The 21,745-nt window shown below is 37.7% G+C and carries 22 protein-coding genes; 17 read left to right on the forward strand and 5 right to left on the reverse strand.

Translation table 11 applies throughout. The features are described from left to right. Window positions 1–22: 22 nt before the first annotated feature. Window positions 23–1,021: an LCP family protein gene (locus AC3WJG_RS16525; RefSeq protein ID WP_060745864.1), complete on the reverse strand. Its 999-nt coding sequence runs from the start codon at window positions 1,019–1,021 to the stop codon at window positions 23–25. A 196-nt stretch (window positions 1,022–1,217) separates the two neighbouring features. Beyond that, the gene (locus AC3WJG_RS16530) at window positions 1,218–1,853 is read right to left on the reverse strand and encodes a YigZ family protein (RefSeq protein ID WP_060745863.1); all 636 of its coding nucleotides are present in this window, start codon (window positions 1,851–1,853) and stop codon (window positions 1,218–1,220) included. 439 nt (window positions 1,854–2,292) lie between these two features. Here AC3WJG_RS16530 and AC3WJG_RS16535 point away from each other — a divergent pair, with 439 nt between their 5' ends. From AC3WJG_RS16535 to cudC, 15 genes are all read left to right on the forward strand, one after another. After that, window positions 2,293–3,441 carry a sensor histidine kinase gene (locus tag AC3WJG_RS16535; protein WP_028409683.1) on the forward strand — a complete coding sequence of 383 codons (1,149 nt, stop codon included), beginning with the start codon at window positions 2,293–2,295 and terminating at the stop codon, window positions 3,439–3,441. A 77-nt stretch (window positions 3,442–3,518) separates the two neighbouring features. Further along, a complete protein-coding gene (locus AC3WJG_RS16540; protein ID WP_492588410.1) occupies window positions 3,519–4,202 on the forward strand; it encodes a response regulator in 684 nt (227 codons plus the stop codon). A 422-nt stretch (window positions 4,203–4,624) separates the two neighbouring features. Continuing rightward, window positions 4,625–5,056, forward strand: a complete 432-nt coding sequence (gene fliS, locus AC3WJG_RS16545; protein ID WP_081085243.1) for a flagellar export chaperone FliS — start codon at window positions 4,625–4,627, stop codon at window positions 5,054–5,056. A 119-nt stretch (window positions 5,057–5,175) separates the two neighbouring features. Then, a complete protein-coding gene (locus AC3WJG_RS16550) occupies window positions 5,176–5,613 on the forward strand; it encodes a YaaR family protein (protein ID WP_028409681.1) in 438 nt (145 codons plus the stop codon). A gap of 106 nt (window positions 5,614–5,719) precedes the next feature. After that, window positions 5,720–6,565 (forward strand): DegV family protein, encoded by an 846-nt coding sequence (locus AC3WJG_RS16555; RefSeq protein WP_013085440.1) that lies wholly within the window; start codon window positions 5,720–5,722, stop codon window positions 6,563–6,565. A gap of 79 nt (window positions 6,566–6,644) precedes the next feature. After that, on the forward strand, window positions 6,645–8,153 hold the full coding sequence (locus tag AC3WJG_RS16560; protein WP_337134449.1) for an ATP-dependent helicase ComFA: 1,509 nt from the start codon (window positions 6,645–6,647) through the stop codon (window positions 8,151–8,153). A gap of 53 nt (window positions 8,154–8,206) precedes the next feature. After that, entirely contained in the window at window positions 8,207–8,842 is a 636-nt protein-coding gene (locus AC3WJG_RS16565; protein ID WP_253351967.1) for a ComF family protein, read from the forward strand. Between the two features lie 61 nt (window positions 8,843–8,903). Continuing rightward, a complete protein-coding gene (locus AC3WJG_RS16570) occupies window positions 8,904–9,317 on the forward strand; it encodes a TIGR03826 family flagellar region protein (protein WP_098333914.1) in 414 nt (137 codons plus the stop codon). Between the two features lie 159 nt (window positions 9,318–9,476). After that, on the forward strand, window positions 9,477–9,731 hold the full coding sequence (gene flgM / locus AC3WJG_RS16575; protein ID WP_028409676.1) for a flagellar biosynthesis anti-sigma factor FlgM: 255 nt from the start codon (window positions 9,477–9,479) through the stop codon (window positions 9,729–9,731). A gap of 21 nt (window positions 9,732–9,752) precedes the next feature. Then, window positions 9,753–10,214 (forward strand): flagellar protein FlgN, encoded by a 462-nt coding sequence (locus AC3WJG_RS16580; protein WP_223269021.1) that lies wholly within the window; start codon window positions 9,753–9,755, stop codon window positions 10,212–10,214. A gap of 18 nt (window positions 10,215–10,232) precedes the next feature. After that, window positions 10,233–11,756, forward strand: coding sequence for a flagellar hook-associated protein FlgK (gene flgK / locus AC3WJG_RS16585; protein ID WP_028409674.1), 1,524 nt, complete (start codon window positions 10,233–10,235; stop codon window positions 11,754–11,756). Between the two features lie 2 nt (window positions 11,757–11,758). Next, complete coding sequence (gene flgL, locus AC3WJG_RS16590) at window positions 11,759–12,640, forward strand: flagellar hook-associated protein FlgL (protein ID WP_337134450.1); 882 nt, start codon at window positions 11,759–11,761, stop codon at window positions 12,638–12,640. Between the two features lie 81 nt (window positions 12,641–12,721). Continuing rightward, window positions 12,722–13,144 (forward strand): flagellar assembly protein FliW, encoded by a 423-nt coding sequence (gene fliW, locus AC3WJG_RS16595; RefSeq protein WP_050690875.1) that lies wholly within the window; start codon window positions 12,722–12,724, stop codon window positions 13,142–13,144. A 24-nt stretch (window positions 13,145–13,168) separates the two neighbouring features. Further along, window positions 13,169–13,399: a carbon storage regulator CsrA gene (csrA, locus tag AC3WJG_RS16600; protein ID WP_013085431.1), complete on the forward strand. Its 231-nt coding sequence runs from the start codon at window positions 13,169–13,171 to the stop codon at window positions 13,397–13,399. Window positions 13,400–13,625: 226 nt separating this feature from the next. Further along, the gene (gene cudC / locus AC3WJG_RS16605; RefSeq protein WP_028409671.1) at window positions 13,626–14,180 is read left to right on the forward strand and encodes a choline uptake/conversion transcriptional regulator CudC; all 555 of its coding nucleotides are present in this window, start codon (window positions 13,626–13,628) and stop codon (window positions 14,178–14,180) included. 42 nt (window positions 14,181–14,222) lie between these two features. Here cudC and gbsB read toward each other — a convergent pair whose 3' ends face one another. Together gbsB and betB are read right to left on the reverse strand one after the other, a co-directional pair. Continuing rightward, entirely contained in the window at window positions 14,223–15,425 is a 1,203-nt protein-coding gene (gene gbsB / locus AC3WJG_RS16610) for a choline dehydrogenase (RefSeq protein WP_337134452.1), read from the reverse strand. Window positions 15,426–15,446: 21 nt separating this feature from the next. Further along, entirely contained in the window at window positions 15,447–16,937 is a 1,491-nt protein-coding gene (betB, locus tag AC3WJG_RS16615; RefSeq protein ID WP_337134454.1) for a betaine-aldehyde dehydrogenase, read from the reverse strand. Between the two features lie 628 nt (window positions 16,938–17,565). Here betB and AC3WJG_RS16620 point away from each other — a divergent pair. Next, window positions 17,566–19,278: a high affinity choline transporter 1 gene (locus tag AC3WJG_RS16620; protein WP_102813376.1), complete on the forward strand. Its 1,713-nt coding sequence runs from the start codon at window positions 17,566–17,568 to the stop codon at window positions 19,276–19,278. 37 nt (window positions 19,279–19,315) lie between these two features. Here the strand turns inward: AC3WJG_RS16620 and AC3WJG_RS16625 are convergent, their stop codons facing one another. Further along, on the reverse strand, window positions 19,316–20,713 hold the full coding sequence (locus tag AC3WJG_RS16625) for an amino acid permease (RefSeq protein WP_102813377.1): 1,398 nt from the start codon (window positions 20,711–20,713) through the stop codon (window positions 19,316–19,318). 325 nt (window positions 20,714–21,038) lie between these two features. On the opposite strand from AC3WJG_RS16625, the gene AC3WJG_RS16630 reads away from it, so the two are divergent. Continuing rightward, window positions 21,039–21,725, forward strand: coding sequence for a YpmS family protein (locus AC3WJG_RS16630; protein ID WP_263035502.1), 687 nt, complete (start codon window positions 21,039–21,041; stop codon window positions 21,723–21,725). Window positions 21,726–21,745 lie beyond the last annotated feature (20 nt).

A 21,745-nucleotide genomic window follows, 5' to 3' on the forward strand; every position in this document is an offset into this window, starting at 1 on the left:
GATATCCAAGAGGTCTTTTTAATTATTCTGTTGTATCTGAAGTTGATTCAATGCCTAAATGCTTGCGGAGCTTTTCACTTACTTTTTCCACCGAATCATTATCTAGTTTGAAGTAGTAAACGCCGTTAATTTTTTCATCGCTGCCGTCTAAGTTAATGGTTTCGATGTCTACTTTTTTCGAAGCATAATCATAAAATGAAAGCATTTCACCGAACATTAAATTCGTTTTCATATTATCGCCAACAGCTTCGATAAGATTGCCATATTTATTTAGTGATCCAATGGAAGCAGCTTTTTTAATCATGGCTTCAATCAACTGCTGTTGTCTTTTTCCTCGCTCAATATCGTTGTCTTGTTTTCGTGTTCGAGCAACAGCTAACGCTTCTTCGCCATTTAAATGTTGATTTCCTGGTTTTAAGACAATGGCATTATGACGATCTTTTGAGTCCTTTTCACTCATCGCATAAGGTACATCAAAATCGATTCCTCCAAGTGAGTCTACAATGTCTGTGAAAGCTTTAAAATTCACTTTAACATAGTAATCAACAGGAACATTAAACAGCTGTTCTACCGTTTCTACAGTTGCTTTTGGACCTCCGTAAGCATGCGCATGAGTAATTTTATCTTTTTTGTTCACTTCAGGTATATAAACCCGCGAATCTCGAGGTATGCTTACAAGCTTTACGGTTTTATTTGTTTCGTTAAAGGTCGCCAAGATTAAAGCATCTGTACGGGCTGAATTTCCGAATTTCCTGGTTTCACTATCATCTACGCCCATAAATAAAATGGATATATCATCTTTTTTGGGATCGATTTTACGATCACGCATAGGAGAATTATCGCGATCTCCGAGTCCTTCATAAGAATCAGAAGCTACTGTTTTAGCTTTAACAAATAAATAAGAGCCATAAGCGGTTGCAGAAAGCCCTAAAATAAGGATAGGTAACAGAAAAAATGTAAAAAGCCTTCGTTTTCTTTTCCGTTTGTTTACTCTTTTTTGAAAACGTCTATATTGAGCCATACGGTTTCTCCTTTTATTCGTATATTCGAACACTTATTGTGACACTTAGTATGTGTTATAAATTGGAATGTATGAATCAAACTCGTCAAAGCTATGCATCTGTACGAGGTTTTTTACTCATTGACAAGTAGCGCAACCATCAGAATAGTTGCGCTATTTATCAATTGTACAATGTTTTTTAATGAGAGTAAATAATTCATTCTACATCTTCTTCTAAATAGGTCGTCTCACCTGCTCGAATATCTGCTTGGCCGTTTGTTAGCTCGGTCATCCATTCAGTAAATGCTTCTGTTTGAGCTTCCTCTGCAAATGTTTCAATCTCTACCATATCTGCGTAGTGGATTTCTTTTAATAGATAAACAGAACTGCGAAGCTCATTTTCTAATTTTCCAAGCCATGTATAGTCGACGGTTGTATGCATAACCGCCATGAGAGTTCGTTTGACTGTACCTATTTCATTTAACGCTTCGGAAACAGATTTCCCATATGCGCGCACCAAGCCACCTGCGCCCAATTTAATGCCTCCGAAATAGCGCGTAACGACGACCACCGTATCTTTTAAGCCTCTTTTTTTGAGCACTTCTAACATGGGTACGCCTGCTGTTCCACTTGGTTCTCCATCATCGTTTGCTTTTTGAAATTGATCTCGTTCTCCAATTAGGTAAGCTGAACAGTTATGAGTAGCATTCCAGTGCTGTTTTTTAATGTCTTGGATAAATTGCTGAGCTTCTTCCTCAGTTGTTACACGTTTCATATGACAAATGAATCTAGATTTTTGAATAGTGATTTCATGTGAACCTTCTTGTTTTACGGTATAATATTGTGATAACAATCAAAAAATCCTCCTTAGCGTTATAAATAGAAGAAAAACGGGTATTTACGTACTGTTTACTTGCTATTAGTATAAAATGTTTATGAAAAGACATCAATTAATCAAATTCAACATCACTTGAACAAGCTATACAGAATATACGTTATAATAAAAGAGTGTGCAGGCTTGTATAGCTAAATGATGAAATAGTCTAAACAGGCAGTTAGTCACTGTTGAATAGTGAGTGTAAATGGTAATCTATTCAAATAACGCGAGTCAAGCGTCGATTGATGTCGAGTTTGAGGGTACTAAAAACAACCGTTACTTTTTGGATATAAAAAGTCAGATAGGGAGAAAATATGGATCTTATCCTCACAATTCAGATAGGTCATACGAATACTATATATAGCATGAACGTATAGACATTTCTCCGAATGTGAGTATAGTTTGGGGTGAGTAAATGTCGAAACATAAATTAACAAGTAAGGCACTTGATGAAATTTTTGAGAAGATTATTGGCACAGTGGGAGATAGTAAAAATGAAGTCTATCGCCTTTCTGAAGATGCCAGACAAGAATATCAGCAAATTAAAGAAGAGTTAGAAGTGTTAAAAGGGAAAGTTCTTGAGACGATAGAGCAAGGCGATCAATTGGAAACTCAGGCAAGGTTGGCTCGAAAGCGTTTGTCTGATGTGAGCCGACATTTTCAAATTTATTCAGAGCCTGAAGTAAAAGACGCTTATGAAAAAGCACACGAATTACAAACCAAGCTGCTGATGAATCAGCAAAGCGAATATCAGCTGCGTAATCGTCGAGATGAACTAGAAAGACGCTTGCTTACATTGGAAGAAACGATTAAACGTGCAGATCACCTAGTAGGTCAAATTTCCGTTGTGTTAAATTATTTAACAAGTGATTTAAAACAAGTAGGGGAAATAGTAGAAGATGCCATTCAAAAAGAGTATTTCGGCTTTCGGATTATTGAAGCTCAGGAAGAGGAACGGAAACGTTTGTCAAGAGAGATTCATGACGGCCCAGCTCAAATGCTTGCAAATGTTATGATGAGATCGGAATTAATTGACCGAATTTACCGGGAACGTAGTGCAAAAGAAGCAATGGAAGAAATTCGAGATTTACGAAAAATGGTTCGTTCTGCCCTATACGAAGTGCGTCGAATTATATATGATTTAAGACCGATGGCACTTGACGACTTAGGTCTAATTCCGACGCTGCGTAAATATCTTGATACAATCGAAGATTATAACGAAGGCAAGCCTCGGATTACGTTTATTTCCATTGGACAAGAGAAGCGAACTGCTTCAAAATTAGAAGTAGCACTGTTTCGTCTAGTGCAAGAAGCTGTAACGAACGCATTAAAACATGCAGACGCGACAGAAATCCAAGTGAAGATAGAGTTCAACAATGAACACGCTATTTTGCTTGTCAAAGATGACGGCTGCGGTTTTAATCAAGAAGAGAAAAAAGAGAATTCGTTCGGCTTAATAGGAATGAAAGAGCGTGTTGATTTGTTAGATGGGACTATTTCTGTTCATTCGAAAATTAACCAAGGCACGCTTGTTATGATTAAAGTACCGATTATAGCCGCTTAAAAAGGCAGAGATATGTATATAAATAGGGGTCAGTATAGAGTAAAACATTTGTTGTTCGATTTGGGGAGGAATCAAACATGCAGACAAGAATTATCATAATCGACGATCACCAATTATTCCGTGAAGGAGTAAAAAGAATTTTAGATTTCGAAAAAGATTTTGAAGTAGTTGCAGAAGGTGACGACGGTAGCGAAGTTATTGACCTTGTAGAAGAACATCAACCTGATGTTGTAATCATGGATATTAACATGCCGGCTGTAAATGGTGTAGAAGCTACGAAAAAGCTTTTAGAAGTAAATCCGGACGCTAAAGTTATTATCTTATCTATCCATGATGATGAGACATATGTAACTCATGCCTTACAAACAGGTGCACGAGGCTATCTGCTAAAAGAAATGGATGCGGATGCGTTAATTGAGGCGGTGAAAGTAGTTGCAGAAGGTGGTTCATATTTACACCCTAAAGTAACACATAGTTTAGTAAAAGAGTACCGTCGACTAGCAGCTCAAGGACAATCGTCTTCTTATCCGCACGAACCAATTGAGATTCGCCGTCCACTACATTTGTTAACACGTCGTGAGTGCGAAGTGCTACAACTGTTAGCTGATGGTAAAAGTAACCGAGGAATCGGAGAAGCATTATATATTAGTGAAAAAACCGTTAAAAACCATGTAAGTAATATTTTACAAAAAATGAATGTAAATGATCGTACTCAAGCTGTTGTTGTGGCAATTAAAAACGGTTGGGTAGAAGTAAGGTAAGTCCAAAAGTCTGATATACCGCTAGGTATATCGGACTTTTTTTTTCTTTTTATAACTTTTTTTGAAATTGTGGGTAAAAAGTCATATTTAATGAGAGAGGAAAACAACCGATAAGTTAAAGGTAGAAAATATCTTTTAGGAAGGCGAAGGGTGATACTTTTGCGCATTTACTCGTCCTTCAACTTCACTTAAGCAGAAAGGAAATCTTAAGGATTCTACAACCTTCGAAGAAAGCATCCATACCTCAAACCAACGTTCATCAAGTTGATGCATGCTCTTGTAAAAGAAGGTCTTTAATACATTCAGATACATATGAGGCCGTAGAAGAATTTATTCGAACCTCAACTGGTGTCCTTTAAAAATTTAAAAGTTAGCTTTTAGTGAAATAAATAGAAAACGGATTTAAAGAAGACAAGAAGGTGATGAAGCTGAATTTTATAACGGAAGAATTAATCTATCATAAATCTCCGCAAGAGCTAACAGCTATGATGTATGAAAAATTTATTCAAAATATTGATGAAGCTGTTATAGCAATTCAACACAGCGATTATTTTATAGCGAATGAAAAAATTAAACAGTGCAACGATATTTTATATCGGCTAGGAATTGGCTTAACATATCAAGCAGGTATCATTGCAGAGCAGTTAGATACTCTTTACAACTATATGTCTGAGCGATTAATTATGGCTAATTTAAAAAAAGATACGTTTATTTTATGTGAAGTTCAACAAATGATGAAGAAGCTTTCTAACGTTTGGAATGAAGTATTAAAAGCAACGCCTAAAGTTACCTCTTCGCCCCGAAAAAACAAGCTGTCTTCTTATGAACAGCATATAAGTATCACTCTTAGCTAGAGGATAATCATTATATCCACGCATCGGATGCCTCTCTAAACTTTCACCTAATCAAGCTGGCGCATCTAAAAGTCTAAATTGAATGAAGTGTATACTAACAGAGAAAGGAGAGATACATAGTGGAGGTACAGCGAATTAACGGTCTTTCTTCTTCAGTGAATCTCATTAGAGAAAAAGAAGTAAGTGGTTCGGGTTCATTTACAGGAGTAATGGCCAAAAAACAAAAAGAACTAACCAATGAACATTTAACTCAAGTGATAAATAAAATTGAAGAACAGGGAAAGCAGTTAGTGAAAAATCAAACTATTGATTCTTTGCGGAAATACAAGACGCTTGTGAAGCAGTTTATGAACGAAGTCGTTAAAAATGGTTTTGAACTGCATGAAGAAAGAGGGTTTAATCATAGAGGAACGACTAAAGTATATAAATTAGTGAAAGAAGTGGATACAAAACTAGTTGACTTGACAAATGATATCCTTCAAAAAGAAAAAAACAGTTTAAATTTACTCAAGCGGGTTGGAGAAATTCAAGGTTTGTTAATTAATATGTATACGTGAGGGAGCCTTTACTAAGAGGTAAACCTCTCGTTACATGCATTTTAATCCTAAATGTTGTAGAATAGAGTGAAATTATTTTATATAACAAAGGATGGATCCCTATCTTATGAAAACAGCAATTATTACAGATAGTACCGCCTATATATCAGAGGAAATTCGATCAAACTATCATATACATATGGTGCCGCTAAGCGTTATTTTCGGTGAAGAAACATATCGTGAAGAAGTAGATATGACTGCAGATCAATATTTTGAAAAAATTAAAGAAGCAAAAAATCTTCCAACCACTTCTCAGCCTGCTATCGGAGAATTTGTAGAGTTGTTTGAACAGTTAAAACGAGATCAATTCGATGCTGCTATCGTTATTACGTTATCTAGTGGAATTAGCGGAACGTATCAGGGTGCTTTGACGGCAGGTAGCATGGTAGAAGACTTTGATGTGCACGTATTTGATTCAGAAATCAGCTGTATGGTTCAAGGCTTTTACGCGATTGAAGGAGCCGAGATGGTCCAATTAAATAAACATCCTGACGAAATCATTGCGCGTTTTGAAGAGATGAAACTATCAATGCGTGCGTATTTTATGGTAGATGATTTATCTCACTTGCAGCGTGGAGGTCGCCTAAATGCTGCTCAGGCTATTATCGGCAGTCTGCTTCAAGTAAAGCCAGTGCTACATTTTGAATCTAAAAAAATTGTTCCGTTTGAAAAAATTCGTACGCGTAAGCGAGCGTTAAAACGAATCACGGAGCTTCTTGATGAGGATGCAAAAGAAAATGTACCTATGAAGGCTGTAGTTATTCATTCTAATCGTGAAAATGAAGCAAAAGAAATTCAACGAGACTTAGAACAAGAATATCCTCATATTGAATGGAGTCTTTCATATTTTGGCGCTGTCATTGGCACACATTTAGGTGAAGGTGCCATCGGTATAGGCTGGTATAAAAAGTAATCGAAAACCAAATCATTTGATTTGGTTTTTTTGCAGGAAAAAACACCTTTTTTTGCGTATATAGATGTGTACGATAAACATGGAAAGGAATGAAGATATGCTTTTTACTGTTAAACAAGAATTGCTAAATCCCGTTCAAGTACCTAGCCTAGCTGCTTTTCCTCTCTCAAAAATCGATACGTGGAGAACTCCACCTTTAAATCCTTCATACTCCTACTCTTTAGGTCTTCAGCGCTCTCTAAGCGGAAAGCAGCTTCTACTAACTCAGACTCCCTATCCTTTATCCCTCATTCATGAACATTATCTAAACGGATATATTTCCTATCAAAAAGCACTTACCCAGAAAGAAAACGGATATAAATGCAACCGGTGTGGAAGTGATAGTCCCTTTTATTTTGCTTCATTTCCATGCAGTAGATGTCACCAGGAGTGCTACTATTGCCGAGCATGTATTGTAATGGGCAAAGTAAGTGAGTGCACACCCTTTATAAACTGGGAAGGACCAGCAAGCAATGTCCTGCCAAAAAGCAGCGTGATGAATTGGAAAGGAACGCTGTCTAAAGCTCAAGAACGTGCTTCAAATGAACTCATTCAAGCTATAAAAAAGGATGAAGAGCTGTTAATTTGGGCTGTTTGCGGAGCAGGAAAAACGGAAATTTTATTTAAAGGTATTGAATCAGCGTTGAACAGCGGAAAGAAAGTCTGTATTGCTACTCCAAGAACAGATGTGGTTATTGAGTTAAAGCCAAGAATTCAATCGGCATTTCCAGATATGTCTGTGCTGGCTATGTATGGAGGCAGCGAAGACCGTTTTCATGAATCCTCTCTTATTATTTCCACCACTCATCAACTTCTGCATTATTATCAAGCATTCGATGTGCTGATTATTGACGAAGTAGATGCATTCCCGTATTCGACAGAGCCTATGCTGCACTATGCTGTTGCAAAAGCAGCTAAACACGCTGCATCAAAGATTTATTTAACAGCGACTCCAAGTGAATCATTAAAAAAAGAAGTTGAGCAAGGAAAAAAACAAGTAGTTAACATTCCAGCCCGCTATCACCGAATGCTTATTCCTGTTCCTCGATTTGAATGGTGTGGCAATTGGAAGAAAAAAATGAAAACAGATACTTTGCCTGCTAATGTTGAGAAATGGCTGAAAAAAAGAATAGAGGAAGGAAAACAATGCTTTATCTTCGTCCCCCAAATTAAGTGGATTGCTCCCATCACAGACATGATTCGAAAGCTGACCGAAAAGGTAGACGGTGTCCATGCTGAAGATTCCCAGCGAAAAGAAAAAGTAATGAAATTTAGAGAAGGACAGCTAGTTATTTTAGTAACGACAACAATATTAGAGCGAGGCGTAACGGTTCCCAACATAGATGTTGCAGTATTGGGAGCAGAAGAAACGATTTTTACTGAAAGTGCTCTTGTTCAAATTTCAGGAAGAGTAGGGAGGAGCGCTCAATTTCCAACGGGAGACGTGGTCTTTTTTCATTATGGGCAGTCTCTGTCTATGCGAAAAGCAAAAGAACATATTGAATATATGAATGCTCTAGCTTATAAGGAAGGGCTGATTGATCAATGACAATATGTCTGATTTGTTTTGAACCTCTTGTCTCTTCTTTCGATTGGAGGTCATTGTTAAAACCTTCTTCAACGGACAGGATTTGCGCTGTTTGCTTGCAAAGATGTCCCATCATCACCAGTAGCATTTGCAGAGGATGCGGCCGTTCTCTTGGAGACCTGGCTCCTTCTCATTATGAGCTAGACACATGTATGGACTGTCAGAAATGGAATGATGCTTCTTTTTTTAACCGTTCTCTTTATACGTACAATGATTTTATGCAAAGCATAATAGAACGTTTTAAATTTCAAGGAGATTATGAAATTATCCAAGCATTCAAGGAGCAGTGGTATAAGTTCTATAAAAAAGAATGTAATCCAAAAGCTATACTAGTTCCTATACCTTTAACGGACGAGAGATTATATGAGAGAGGGTTTAACCAATCTTTAGCGCTAGCTGAACTGATCAGTGACAACATAGAAATGCCTCTTGTTCGCTGTTCAGGAACAAAGCAATCAAAAAAAAATAGGCGAAGTCGGCTGGCAGAAAGGCTGGAATTTAAAGTAGTCGATTCCTCAATGGTTACGAATCAAGAATTTCTCTTGATTGATGACATTTATACAACAGGAGCAACCGTGCGCCAAGCGGCAAATTGCTTGCAGGAAGCTGGTGCACGTTCAGTTCGTTCGCTCACTTTAATTCGTGCATGAAGATGTATAATTTAAAACTTTGACCGATAGTAAAATAAAAAACAAATGAGGAGTTTCGAATATGGGAACGTTAGATAATTGCAGGGAATGCGGTCATTTATTTGTAAAAAGTGGATCAATAAACATATGTAAATCATGTTTTGACAAAGAAGAAGCTCTGTTTCAACGTGTTTCTTCATTCTTAAAGAAACGAGCAAATCGTACAGCAACGACTTACGAAGTGATGAAAGAAACGGGCGTTTCAGATTCGTTAATTCACCAATTTATTCGACAAGGTCGCTTAGTGCTAACTAATTTTCCAAATATAAGCTATCCATGCATGCAATGCAACGCTCAGATTCGAGAAGGTAAACTTTGTCATTCATGCTCTCAAGAAATTAAACATGGTTTAGAAAAGCATAATCGTGAGATGATTCGTTCAAATGAAGAGCTGACGCGTCCCACCTATCGTTCTAACGAAAGGAAAAAAGAGTAAAAGTGTGCTGAGTGTTTGCACGTCCTCTATCTATAGACCTATGTTTAAGGAGGACTGTGAAAATGGTCTCAACTTCCTTGCCGATGCTAAAGGTTTAGATGGAAATTCCGATATAATGAATAGAGATAACGGATACAAATATAAAAAGAGGTGAGAGAGATGAAGATTAACCCATCGAACTTATTTGGAATAAATCCGTACAAAAAACAATCAGAAAAAACAGAACAGGTCTCTAAAAAGAATTCACAAGATCAGATTCATATTTCATCTGAGGCGAAGAAACTTCAGGGAAATGAACCATCTCCAGAAAGACTTGAAAAATTGGAGAAACTAAAACAGCAAATTAACAGCGGAACGTACGAAATTAACGGAAAAGAAATTGCTAAAAGTATTGTAGATTTCTATAAAAAATAAAAGGACTGACATTGATTGAACGTGCAAGAAATTCAAACGATCCTAGAAAAACAAGTAACGCTTCACAAAAGTTTGTCTGTCATTGTTAAAGAGAAAACAAATTTTATTATTAAACAAGATGTAAAGGCACTCACGGCTTCTTTGCAAAAAGAGCAATCTCATATAGCTGCTATTTCTGCACTGGAAACAAAACGTATAGAAGCGATGGAAAAAAGCGGACATGCTGCTCGCTCCATTGAAGAAATAGCAGGCTCATTCTCTGAATACTCCATCTTGATACCCTTTCAAAAACAGCTAATAGATATAATTCAAGATATAAAGTATGCAAATGACTTGAACAATCAGCTGCTTACACAGTCTTTGCAGCTGATTCATACCGAACTAGACCTTCTTGTTCCATCGAAACGAGAGGATTCGTTCAATTACACAAAAACAAATAATAGATCGTTTCAGTCCAATTCTATTTTTAATTCGAAGGCATAAAGAACGGAGGAAAGCAGAATGAGTTCAACATTTCATGGTTTGCAGGTGGCTAAACGAGGAATGGATGCCCAACAAGCGGCTCTTTACACGATTGGCCATAACGTATCTAATGCAAATACGCCGGGCTATACGCGTCAGCGAGTAAGTTTAGAAACGTTCCCAGCTTATCCAGCCCCAGGGATGAATCAGACTGGAACTGCGGGTCAAATAGGAATGGGAGTAGAAGCCAGCACGGTAGAGCGAATACGTGATACATTTTTAGATACCCAGTATCGAGATGAAACCATTAAAGTGGGGTATTGGGATGCGCGCGCTGGTGCTCTTGAAAAAATGGAGGAAATTATGAATGAACCTACTGAAGATGGACTTTCAGCTGTTTTTAATCAACTTTTTGAATCCATTCAAGATGTAGCTTCACACCCTTCAGAAGCAGGAGCCAGGTCTGTTATGATTGAACGAGCTGAAGCAGTAGGCGATACCTTCTCTTATTTATCTACTTCTCTAAAAACGATTCAAGGTGATTTGCAAAACGAGCGTGACGTAGCCGTAACACAAGTGAATTCTTTGCTAGAGCAAATAAATAACGTGAACCAACAAATACAAAAGGTAGAACCGAACGGCTATTTGCCTAATGATTTGTATGATGAAAGAGATCGGCTGTTAGATGAGATTTCTAAATTTATGCCGGTTTCTTTAGAGTATACAAAAAGCAGCGGGAACGCTTCTGCAACGTCAGAAGGAGTGGTAACGGTTCAGCTTCAAACGTCTCAAGGGCCTATTACTCTTTTAGATGGAAAAACTCATCAAGTAAATGCCATCAGTTTGACAACAAATCAAGATTCCTATGTAACGGAAATTCATATAGGGGATGAGATACGAAATCCCGAGTCATTTCCTCAAGGAAAACTTAAAGGGTTAATTGAGGCTTCTGGATATATAGATAATAGTGGTAATAAAACAGGTGTTTACGCTTCAATGATTAATGATTTAGATGAAATGGCATATGAGTTTGTGAACTGGTTTAATGATAAGCACCAACAAGGTGTCACGCTAGATGGTGAAACTGGTATGTCCTTTTTTAATGAGATTTCTCAGAAAGAAGGGGCTGCAACTGGAATTGTTATTGCTGATAAAATCAAACAAAACACAAACAATATTGCAGCTGCTTCTTCGGCCTCTTCTGGAGATGATGGAACTGGCCGCAAAGGAGATGGACAAAATGCTCAGCTATTGTCTCAATTTCGTCAAAAGGTGCTTATTAATTCCGGGAATCAAGCTGTTTCCCTAGATGGCTTTTATCAATCTGTTATTGGCCAAATGTCAGTAGATGCCCAACAAGCCAACCGCTTAAAAAGCAATTCAGAAACTCTCCAGGGAGCTGTGGAGCAAAGGCGCCAGTCTACCAGTGCAGTTTCATTAGATGAAGAGATGACCAATATGATTCAGTTTCAGCATGCATATAACGCTAGTGCCCGTATGGTGACTATGATTGATGAAATGCTTGATAAAATTGTAAATGGTCTTGGAACTGGAGGAAGGTAAAGATGCGTGTCACACAAGGAATGTTAGCGGCTAATTCGTTAAAACAGATTAGCAATAGCTATAATAAGCTGGAAACACTTCAAAACCAATTATCAACGGGGAAGAAAATTACTCGTCCTTCAGATGATCCGGTAGTGGCTACTAAAGGAATGGCTTATCGTTCTAATCTTTCTGAAGTAAATCAATATAAACGTAATTTAACAGAAGCTCAGTCTTGGTTTGATAGTTCAGAATCTGGACTTGAACAAGTCAACTCCATTCTTCAGCGCACCAAAGAGCTGGTGGTGCAAGGGTTAAACGGTACGAATGAAAGTGATGACCGCCAAGCAATTGCACGTGAAATTGAACAGTTAAAGCTGGATTATATGCAAGTAGGGAATACGCAGGTGGCAGGAAACTATATCTTTAACGGTGTAAATGTAGGAGCACCGCCTATAAGTGAGAATGAAAGCGGTATAATAGAATCGAACATTAACCTGGATCCTTTTTCAGTTGAAGTATCAAAAGGTATCCAGCTGAGAGTCAATATTCATCCTGAAAACATTTTTGGACAAGGTGCATTCGACTTAATGAACAATGTTCAAACAGCTTTTGAACAAAACGATGTCAACTCACTAAAAGATCTCTCTACAAAGGTAGATACGCAGCTGTCTACGCTATTAGCGGAGCGATCTGAATTGGGAGCAAGGAGCAATCGGCTTGAGCTGATCGAAAACCGCCTTTATTCACAGGAAATTACGGCTACTAAGATGCTTTCAAATAATGAAGATGCAGATATTGAAAAAGTCATTACGGATTTAACCGTACAAGAAAGCGTACATCGTGCTGCTTTGGGAGTAGGGGCTCAAATTATTCAGCCTACGCTGCTAGATTTCTTGCGTTAAAAAGTTCCTTCTAAACAGAAGGAACTTTTTTACAATGAAAAAAGATAACAAGAAAAAATCAATTAACAAAGGTGTGATGAGATGAAAATTTCAACAAGCTACCATGGAGATATAGAAATAGATAATCAGCAAACACTGACATTCAATCAAGGGATTCCAGGTTTTTTGGAAGAAACTGAATTCGTTATTTTACCACTTCCCGAAGCCGAAGCTTTCCAAGTTCTGCAGTCTATTCAAACCAAAGAATTAGCTTTTATTATCACGGATCCATTTCAGTTTTTTTTAGATTATGATTTTCAACTAGAACCTCAGGAAATCGAAAAGCTTCAATTACAACAGGCGGAAGATGCAGCTGTTTACGTATTGCTTACGATGTCAGATTCTGTGGAAAATATAACAGCTAATTTGCAGGCTCCTGTTATTATTAATACAAAGCAACAGCTTGCTAAGCAAGTGATTTTAATGAATACAGCTTACGAAACGAAGCACAGGTTATTTGAGTAAGAGGAATAGATAAGGAGTGAGTCCATGCTTGTTTTAACACGAAAGTTAAATGAAACAATCAAAATAGGTGATGAAATTGAAGTGACCGTCCTTGCAGTTAATGGTGATCAAGTAAAGCTAGGAATTCAAGCTCCAAAGTCTGTAGATATTCATAGACAAGAGATTTATGAAGAAATACGTAACGAAAATAAAAGTGCTTCTCAAATTACATTACATGCTATTGATATGCTGAAACAATTACCGAAAAAGAAATAAAACGATCAGTTTGAAAATAATCAAAAATATACGGTATAAATAATATCTAAATCGGGAAAGATAAACATATAGTATTCCCCACTATGTCTTAAGCCTTTCTCTTTAAGAGAAGGCTTCTTTTTTATCAAAAAATTGAACTGAATTTCTGTTTTTTTCCTTTTTATCGTGTATCATTAAATTTATTAAGTATAATTCAAATAAATTTAACAAAAGAGGAGAAGAGTAAATGAGTGATGTTCAAGAGTATCATGATTTATTAAAAGAAGCAGAAGATGTGGTTGTCAGCGCTTTAGCTGATACGATGGATTTATATGGTGTCACACCTTCAGTAGGAAGGCTGTATGGCATGCTTTATTTTATGGATGAGCCGGTTACGTTAGATCAAATGAGTGAAGAATTGGGTATGAGTAAACCAACGATGAGTACATCCATTCGTTCACTGCAAAATATTGATATGGTTCACAAAGTGTGGAAAAAAGGTGTTCGAAAAGACTTATATGAAGCAGAAAAAGATTTTTCTAAGTCCTTTTTTTCATTTTTCTGTAAGAAGTGGCAAAGAGAAATTTCAGTTAATTTAGAGGCAATCGAAGAAGCAGAAAACAAGCTGCAGATTCTCTTAAATGATGAAGATGTACCTGAGGAGATCGCAGTAAAAGCAAAGCGTAATTTAGCGCAGATTATAGAGTCCAAACATTATTATCATTTCTTGAAAAAAGTAGTAAAAGTTTTTGACGACCGAAGAATCATCGATATTTTAAATGAAGAATTAGCGAAAGAGTAAATAAAAAAGGCTGTTGAAAAATCAACAGCCTTTTTATTATTTTTACACGGTTAATGGTGTAGCTTCAAAACAGCGATTATAAATCCATTCGTAACTTTTTACAGTTAGATCACGAGGGTTACCAACCGTTTGTGGATCAGTAAATGCTTCTTGAGCTAAGCGAGAAACTGCTTCTTTTGGAACACCTTGTTCTTCTAAAGAAGGGATTTGTACATCTTTAACTAGTTGATATACTTCACGAACAGCTGCTTGAGCTGCTTCTTCAAGCGTTAATTCATGTGTATTAACTCCTAAAGCTTGAGCTATGCGCGCAAATTTTTCAGGCTCGCCCATCCAGTTATATTCCATTACAGGACCTAGCATAGCTGCTACGCAAGGGCCATGGGCAATTGGATAAATGCCTCCTAATGTTTGTGCCATCGCGTGAGCTGCTCCTGCAGATTCACTTCCATATGAAAGGCCAGCAAGCATAGCCGCATGCGCCATTCCATAGCGTGCTTCGATGTCCTGTCCATTTGCAACTGCACGTCGTAAGTATTTCCCAACATACTCAATAGCCAATAAAGCAACAGAGTCTGTCATTGGTTGTGCAAAGTGACATGTATAACATTCAATTGCATGAGCTAATGCGTCAATTCCTGTACCGGCCGTAATATGTGAAGGCATAGATACGTGCAGTTCTGGATCAATAATTGTTAAGTGAGCAGCAATTAAAGGTCCACCTGTATTAAACTTAAACTCACGAACAGGATCTGTAATGACAGCCCATTGTGTGACTTCACTTCCTGTACCCGCAGTTGTAGGAATGGTTGTTAAAGGAGGAATACGTTTTGTTAAAGGTTTTTTTCCTTCAGCTGCTTCATAATCTAAGACGGGAGCATTATGAGCTACTTCTACACCAATAGCTTTTGCCGTATCCATTGAGCTTCCGCCTCCAACAGCTACTAATCCGTTGCATCCATTTTCTTTGTACATTTTTGTGCCGTCTGCTACTACGTGAATAGAAGGGTTGGCTTCTACTTGGTCAAATAAAATAACGTCTACGTCCGCTTCTTTTAAACTAGCGATTACAGGGTCTGCTAAGCCTACTTTTTTTACACCAGGATCTGTTACTAGTAAAACCTTAGATACACCTAGGTTTTTTACTTCTTCTCCAGTATGCTTAACAGCACCAATTCCATGTTTTACAACCGTTGGCATCTCAAAACTTTTTAAACGTTCCATTCTTTCAAATCGCATAAACATCTTTACATTCCCCCTTGAATTTTATTGAAACCAGCGCATTGGCTGTGGATTTGTATTCGTATAAATATGTTTAATTTCCGTATATTCTTCTAGCCCAATGTGGCTAAGCTCTCTTCCAATCCCAGATTGCTTATATCCTCCCCAAGGAGCCTGCGGGAAGTACGGATGATAATCGTTAATCCAAGTTGTTCCCATACGGAGTGCTTTTACTACACGTTCAGCTCGATTCATATCACTTGTCCAAACGGCTCCAGCTAATCCATAGATTGTATCGTTAGCAAGTGCCACCGCTTCTTCTTCGGTGCTGAAGCGCTCAATGGTCATAATTGGACCAAATGACTCTTCTTGGACAACTTTCATATCTCCATGACAGTCTGTGAAAATAGTTGGTTCAATGAATAAACCTTTTTGTAAAGACTCTTGAGTTGGACGTTTGCCTCCTAAAACAAGGGAAGCACCTTCTTGTTTGCCAAGCTCAATGTAATGCTCTACTTTAGCTAGATGCTCTTTTGAGATAACGGGTCCCATTTGAGTGGCTTCGTCCATGCCGTCTCCTAGCTTAATTTTTTTGGCTTGTTCAATAACTGCTGAAATAAATTTATCGTGAATATCATCTTGAACGAGTAATCTCGCACCAGCTGAACAAACTTGACCAGCATGAAAGAAGACCGCATTTAATGCATAGTCAACCGCAGTGTCAAAGTCAGCATCAGCAAAGACGATATTCGGATTTTTCCCACCGAGTTCAAGAGCGATTTTTTTAAAGTTGCCTGCGGCAGCCTGCATGACTTTACGTCCAGATACACCGCCACCTGTAAAGGAAACTAAATCTACTAAGTGACTTTCTGCCATTTCTTGTCCAACCGTCGCACCCGGGCCGAGTACAATGTTAATGACGCCTGCTGGAAAGCCAACTCTTTCAAAAATTTTCATCATATGAATAGTTGTTAAAGGGGTGATTTCGCTTGGTTTAATAACAATTGTATTCCCAGCAGCAAGTGCCGGAGCCAATTTCCAAGAGGCTTGCAATAAAGGGTAATTCCAAGGAGTAATTTGGCTGCATACACCTACAGGTTCGCGGACAACGCGGCTAACAGAATCGGGATTAGGTGACTCAATCATTTGTCCACCATCTTTATCTGCTAATCCAGCATAGTATTGAAAGACATCAGCAATCCCATCCATGTCTGCCAGACTTTCAACGAGGGTTTTTCCAGTATTTAAGGTTTCAAGTTTAGCGAGTTCTTCACGATCATTACGAATTTCTTCCGCTACTTTAAATAGTAAAGAACCTCTTTGGGCCGCTGTAAATTTAGACCATTCACCTGCATCAAAAGCTTTTCTAGCTGCTTCAATAGCTTCTACAGTATCAGCACGATTTCCTTCTGTAACGACAGCGATAATCTCTTGATTAAAAGGATTTATAATCTCTCTTTTCTCGCCGCTGCGTGCTTCAACCCATTCGCCGTTTATGTGCATTTTTTCAAGCGTAAGTGTTTGTTCCAATAGCATCGACCTCCAAATAATAGAATTTGTTAAATTTATATTTAACGTTCTTAACAATTCGAATTATAGCATCGGTTATTTAATTTAGTCAAATCCTAAAACTCTAAATGTTCTGAATTTATTAGATTATCTTCTCTGTAAAAGACTAATCATTCGGATATTAAGAAAAAATTTAACGAAAAGTGATAAAAAATCACTGATTGCTATGTCCCTTGATACAAAAGGTTTTTTTGTGTATGAGCTATGAGAATATTATTCTTTTTTTATATGAAAACCCTCAAACTTTTTTGACAATATCCTAAACATTCAGATATATTAACCATAGTACTATATCTGCTTGCATACAAACCTTGAAAAACAAAGGATTTTGAATGTGGAAATTAAGAAAGGAGTTTAGATGGAAGATGAAAATAATTATGATTTCTTAGTGAAATAATAAAAAAGGTCAATTTAAATTATTTTAATATAATTATATAAACGTAATTTCTCCCCTTCGCATTGGTATTTATAATCCAACTATTTATATTTTATTCTAAAAAATCTATTTTTAGGTTTAATTGTATGCTGGTAGTAAAAGGGAATAGAGGACAATTATGTCTTTAGATTTCTTTATCAATTTAAAGGATGTGAGACGATGCAAAATGCTAAAAAGCCATTTCGTTCAGACACACAACAAGCCAGGCCTGAAAAGTCGAATGAGACTTCTGACTTTTCAGGGAAATCAAACAGGAACAACCGTCTACTAACCCCCTTATGGACAACTATTATAGGATTTTCCATCTTTATGGTTGTCGCATTTATCTATTCTCTCTATAATCCAGATCTCTATTGGCCAGGCCTCATTTTAATGTTCATTATGTATGGTGTTATTTATTTTATTGGTGCTCGAGCCGCTGCAAGTAAAAAAGGAAAATCAGATGATATGCTTGTTGCAGGAAGATCTATGCCGCTATGGATTTCAATGTTCACAATGACCGCCACTTGGGTAGGTGGAGGGTATATTGCTGGAACGGCCGAAACCGTTTATTCCTCAGGGTTGACATGGACGCAAGCGCCATGGTGTTATTCAATCAGCTTGATTTTAGGAGGTATCTTTTTTGCTAGAAAGATGAGAAGATTTGAGTTTATGACAATGCTCGATCCTCTAGAATCTCGTTTTGGTAAGAAAATGGCTACGGTTCTTTATTTTCCGGCTATACTGGGAGAGCTGTTTTGGAGCGCAGCTATCTTAACTGCTTTAGGAACAACATTCGGTGTGATTTTAGGCCTCAGTTTTTCAATTTCCATCATTCTTTCCGCACTTATTGCCATTGCATACACCGTGATTGGCGGCCTGTGGGCAGTAGCACATACCGATATCTTACAGCTTTCTATTATGTTCTTAGGACTATTTCTGGTGCTTCCCTTTGCATTTTCGAATACGGGAGGGGTGGGAGCCGTTTTTTCCACTTATTCAGAAGGCATGACTGGTTCTCTTCATTTATTTCCTCCATTAAAAGGCTGGGAAGATCCGAAATGGGGAAATACATATTGGCAATGGTGGGATAGCACATTTTTACTTATTTTTGGTGGTATTCCATGGCAAATTTATTTTCAGCGCGTGTTATCTGCTAAAAATGAAAAAGCAGCAATGTGGCTATCTATTACAGCCGGCATCTTTTGCGCGTTAGCGGCCTTACCTCCAACTTTAATAGGGATGATAGGTTATAGTGCAGACTGGTCTTCATTTGGAGCTTCAAGCCCTGAGAGCGCGTCCATGATTTTAACGTATGTATTTAAATATCTAACGCCTGATTTAGTAGGAGCGATTGCACTTGGAGGACTAGCTGCTGCCGTCATGGCTGCAGTAGCGGCTTCGTTACTTTCAGCTTCGGGGATGGCAGCCTGGAACGTGTATCGTCCGATTGTAAAACCAAATGCGACACAGGCGCAGTTAGATAAAGTTATTAAACGTTCTATCATTATCATTGGCACGGGGGCAACTCTAATTGCTTTAAACTCTGAGAGTGTCTACTCTTTATGGTATTTATCAGGGGACCTCGTGTATTGCATACTTTTTCCGCAGTTGGTTTGTGCTTTATTCTTTAAAGGAGCTAACTGGTACGGATCTTTGGCTGGGTTTATTGTGTCTCTTGTTCTTCGAATAGGTGGAGGAGAACCGCTGCTTCATTTAAAAGCGCTGCTTCCGTATCCGATGATTGAAGACGGAGTGGTCATGTTTCCGTTTCGTACATTTGCGATGATAGGCGGGTTGTTAACTATTTTTATCATTTCTTACGCGACGCGACGTATTTGCCCTCCTCAGCCGCTTCGAAATCTTCATCGTGACATATCGGTTGAGAAATAATCGAAAGCAAAATAAAAAAGCCGCATCTGCGGCTTTTTTATTTTGCAATATTTTCTGGCTCGGAAAATTGATCGTCAGGTCGCTTGTTGTTTGTTTTTTTGATGAACGAGTATGAAAGAAGAACCACAGCGGTTAATCCAAGAGTTAAGAAAAACTGTGAGCGCATCGAATCAATAAATGCCATTGATAAGAAGATCACGGTAATAACAGCAATTGTTACGTATGTTAAATACGGGAACAACCACATTTTCATCCCTTTAATTGGCTGGTTGGCTCGATTCATTTTCTTACGCAGGCGTAAGTGAGAAATAGCGATAGCTAAATATACAATAAGAGCGATGGCTCCTGATGCATTAACTAAGAATAAAAAGAGTTTATCCGGCGAAACGAAGCTAAAGATAGCACATACATATGCGGCAGCTGTGCTAATCCATACAGCTCTTGCCGGCACGCCTGATTTGCTTACTTTTGCTAAAGCGCGAGGAGCTTGTCCTTTTTGAGCTAATGATAAAATCATTCGTGAGTTCGTATACAAAGCAGAGTTCAAGCAAGACAAAACGGATACTAATACGACTAAATTCATAATTTGTGCAGCTGCTGGGATATTGACCATTTCTAACATTGTTACATATGGACTTTTTAGTAAATCAGCTGAGTTCCAAGGTAAAAGAGTTACTAAAATAGCAACTGAACCAATATAGAAAATTAAAATTCGCCATACGACACTGCGAATAGCAGTTGTGATAGCTTTTGCTGGATTTTCTGATTCACTAGCTGCAATAGCCGCAATTTCAGCTCCGAAATAAGAGAAAATAACGGTAATAACTCCTAAAAAGATAGAGTTCGTACCTTTTGGCATAAAGCCTCCGTGGCCCGTTAAATTAGCTAGACCAGGTGAAGATGTACCTGGGATTAATCCGAAAATAATAGCTAAACCGATTCCCATAAAAGCAACGATTGCCACAATTTTAATCATAGCAAACCAATATTCAAATTCTCCAAATGATTTGACAGAGAACAAGTTTGTTAAAGTTAATGCAAAGGTTAAGATTAAGCTTAAAAGCCAAATTGGTACGGAAGGGAGCCATTCATGAACAATTGCTCCTCCTGCAGTGGCTTCAATCGCAATTACAATTAGCCAGAAAAACCAGTAAAGCCATCCAACAGCATAACCTGCCCACGCGCCAATTCCTTGCTGAGCATATGTTGCGAATGAGCCTTTATCTGGGTTTACCATAGCCATCTCACCGAGCATACGCATCAATAGAACGACTAGCAGTCCGGCTGCTGCATATGAAACTACTGCTGCTGGGCCTGTTGCGTTAATAACGGATCCGCTTCCTACAAACAAGCCGGCTCCGATAATACCTGCAATGGAAATCATGGAAACGTGACGTTGCTTTAACTTTCCGTGTGATTCTGTTTTGTTTCCCATCGTATTCACTCCTTTAAAATTATCGAAAGACTATTAGAAAATAAAGTAAATTCTGAAAATATAAATAGAAATTCCTCCCCTTACCTTTATAATAAGCAAGAAGTGTGCCAATTATCAAATTCCTATAAAAATCGACTTTAAGTTACTAAAATTGACGTATTTTAAGTCAAAATAGACTTGATTTATTCGATATAGACTTATTCGCCATTTGGAATGTCGGGGATATACGTACATTTTATACAAGTTTTCGACATACATCTTATTTATCTTGTATGATAAAAGAGAAATCGGTATTATATTCCAAGAAGAATGTTTGAGAGGGTGCGTGTGTTTGAGAAAATTTATAGCTGTTATTTTTCTATTTATTATCCTTTTAGTTGGGTTGTATTTTTTTATTAGTCCCGTCAGAAATATTGAAAAACTTGATCAGACTGCTTCATTATCTTCACTGGCAAAAGAAAAGTCCGCTCATGCGACGTCGCTAGAACTGAACGGAGGCTCTCCTATTTTAGGATACCGATTAAGCGAGAGCGATGTTAATGATTATTTGCGCAGCTACCTTTACGAAAATGATGAAACGATTGACGGAGCAGAAGCCGAGTTGCTTCCAGAACATATAAAATTTTATATTAATAAACATGTAGTATCTTTTATGGAATCACAGTTTGTAGTTGACGTAACACCAAATGCCGAAAATGGAAAGCTTGTTTTAAAGGTGAATAGCGTGCATCTAGGAAGAATGCCGATTCCGATGTCTCTTGTATGGGATCGCTTAAATATTGATAAGGCTTCTGATGTCACGGTCGATAAAGAAATGAATGAAATTACTCTGCTCAATAATTTGCCAGATTCCATTTCGTTTGAGCAAGCAGATACAACGAATGAATATATAAATTTATCTGCCTCTGTAACCATTGATTCGTTACGAGATATTATAAATCTAGCACCGTACCTTATTCCTAAGGATATTCAAAGAGATTTATCCCAGAAACTGAACTTGTTTGGCCAATAATAAAAAGCTCACTTATTATA

It is taken from the genome of Priestia sp. FW507-14D1A (genome assembly GCF_058781295.1).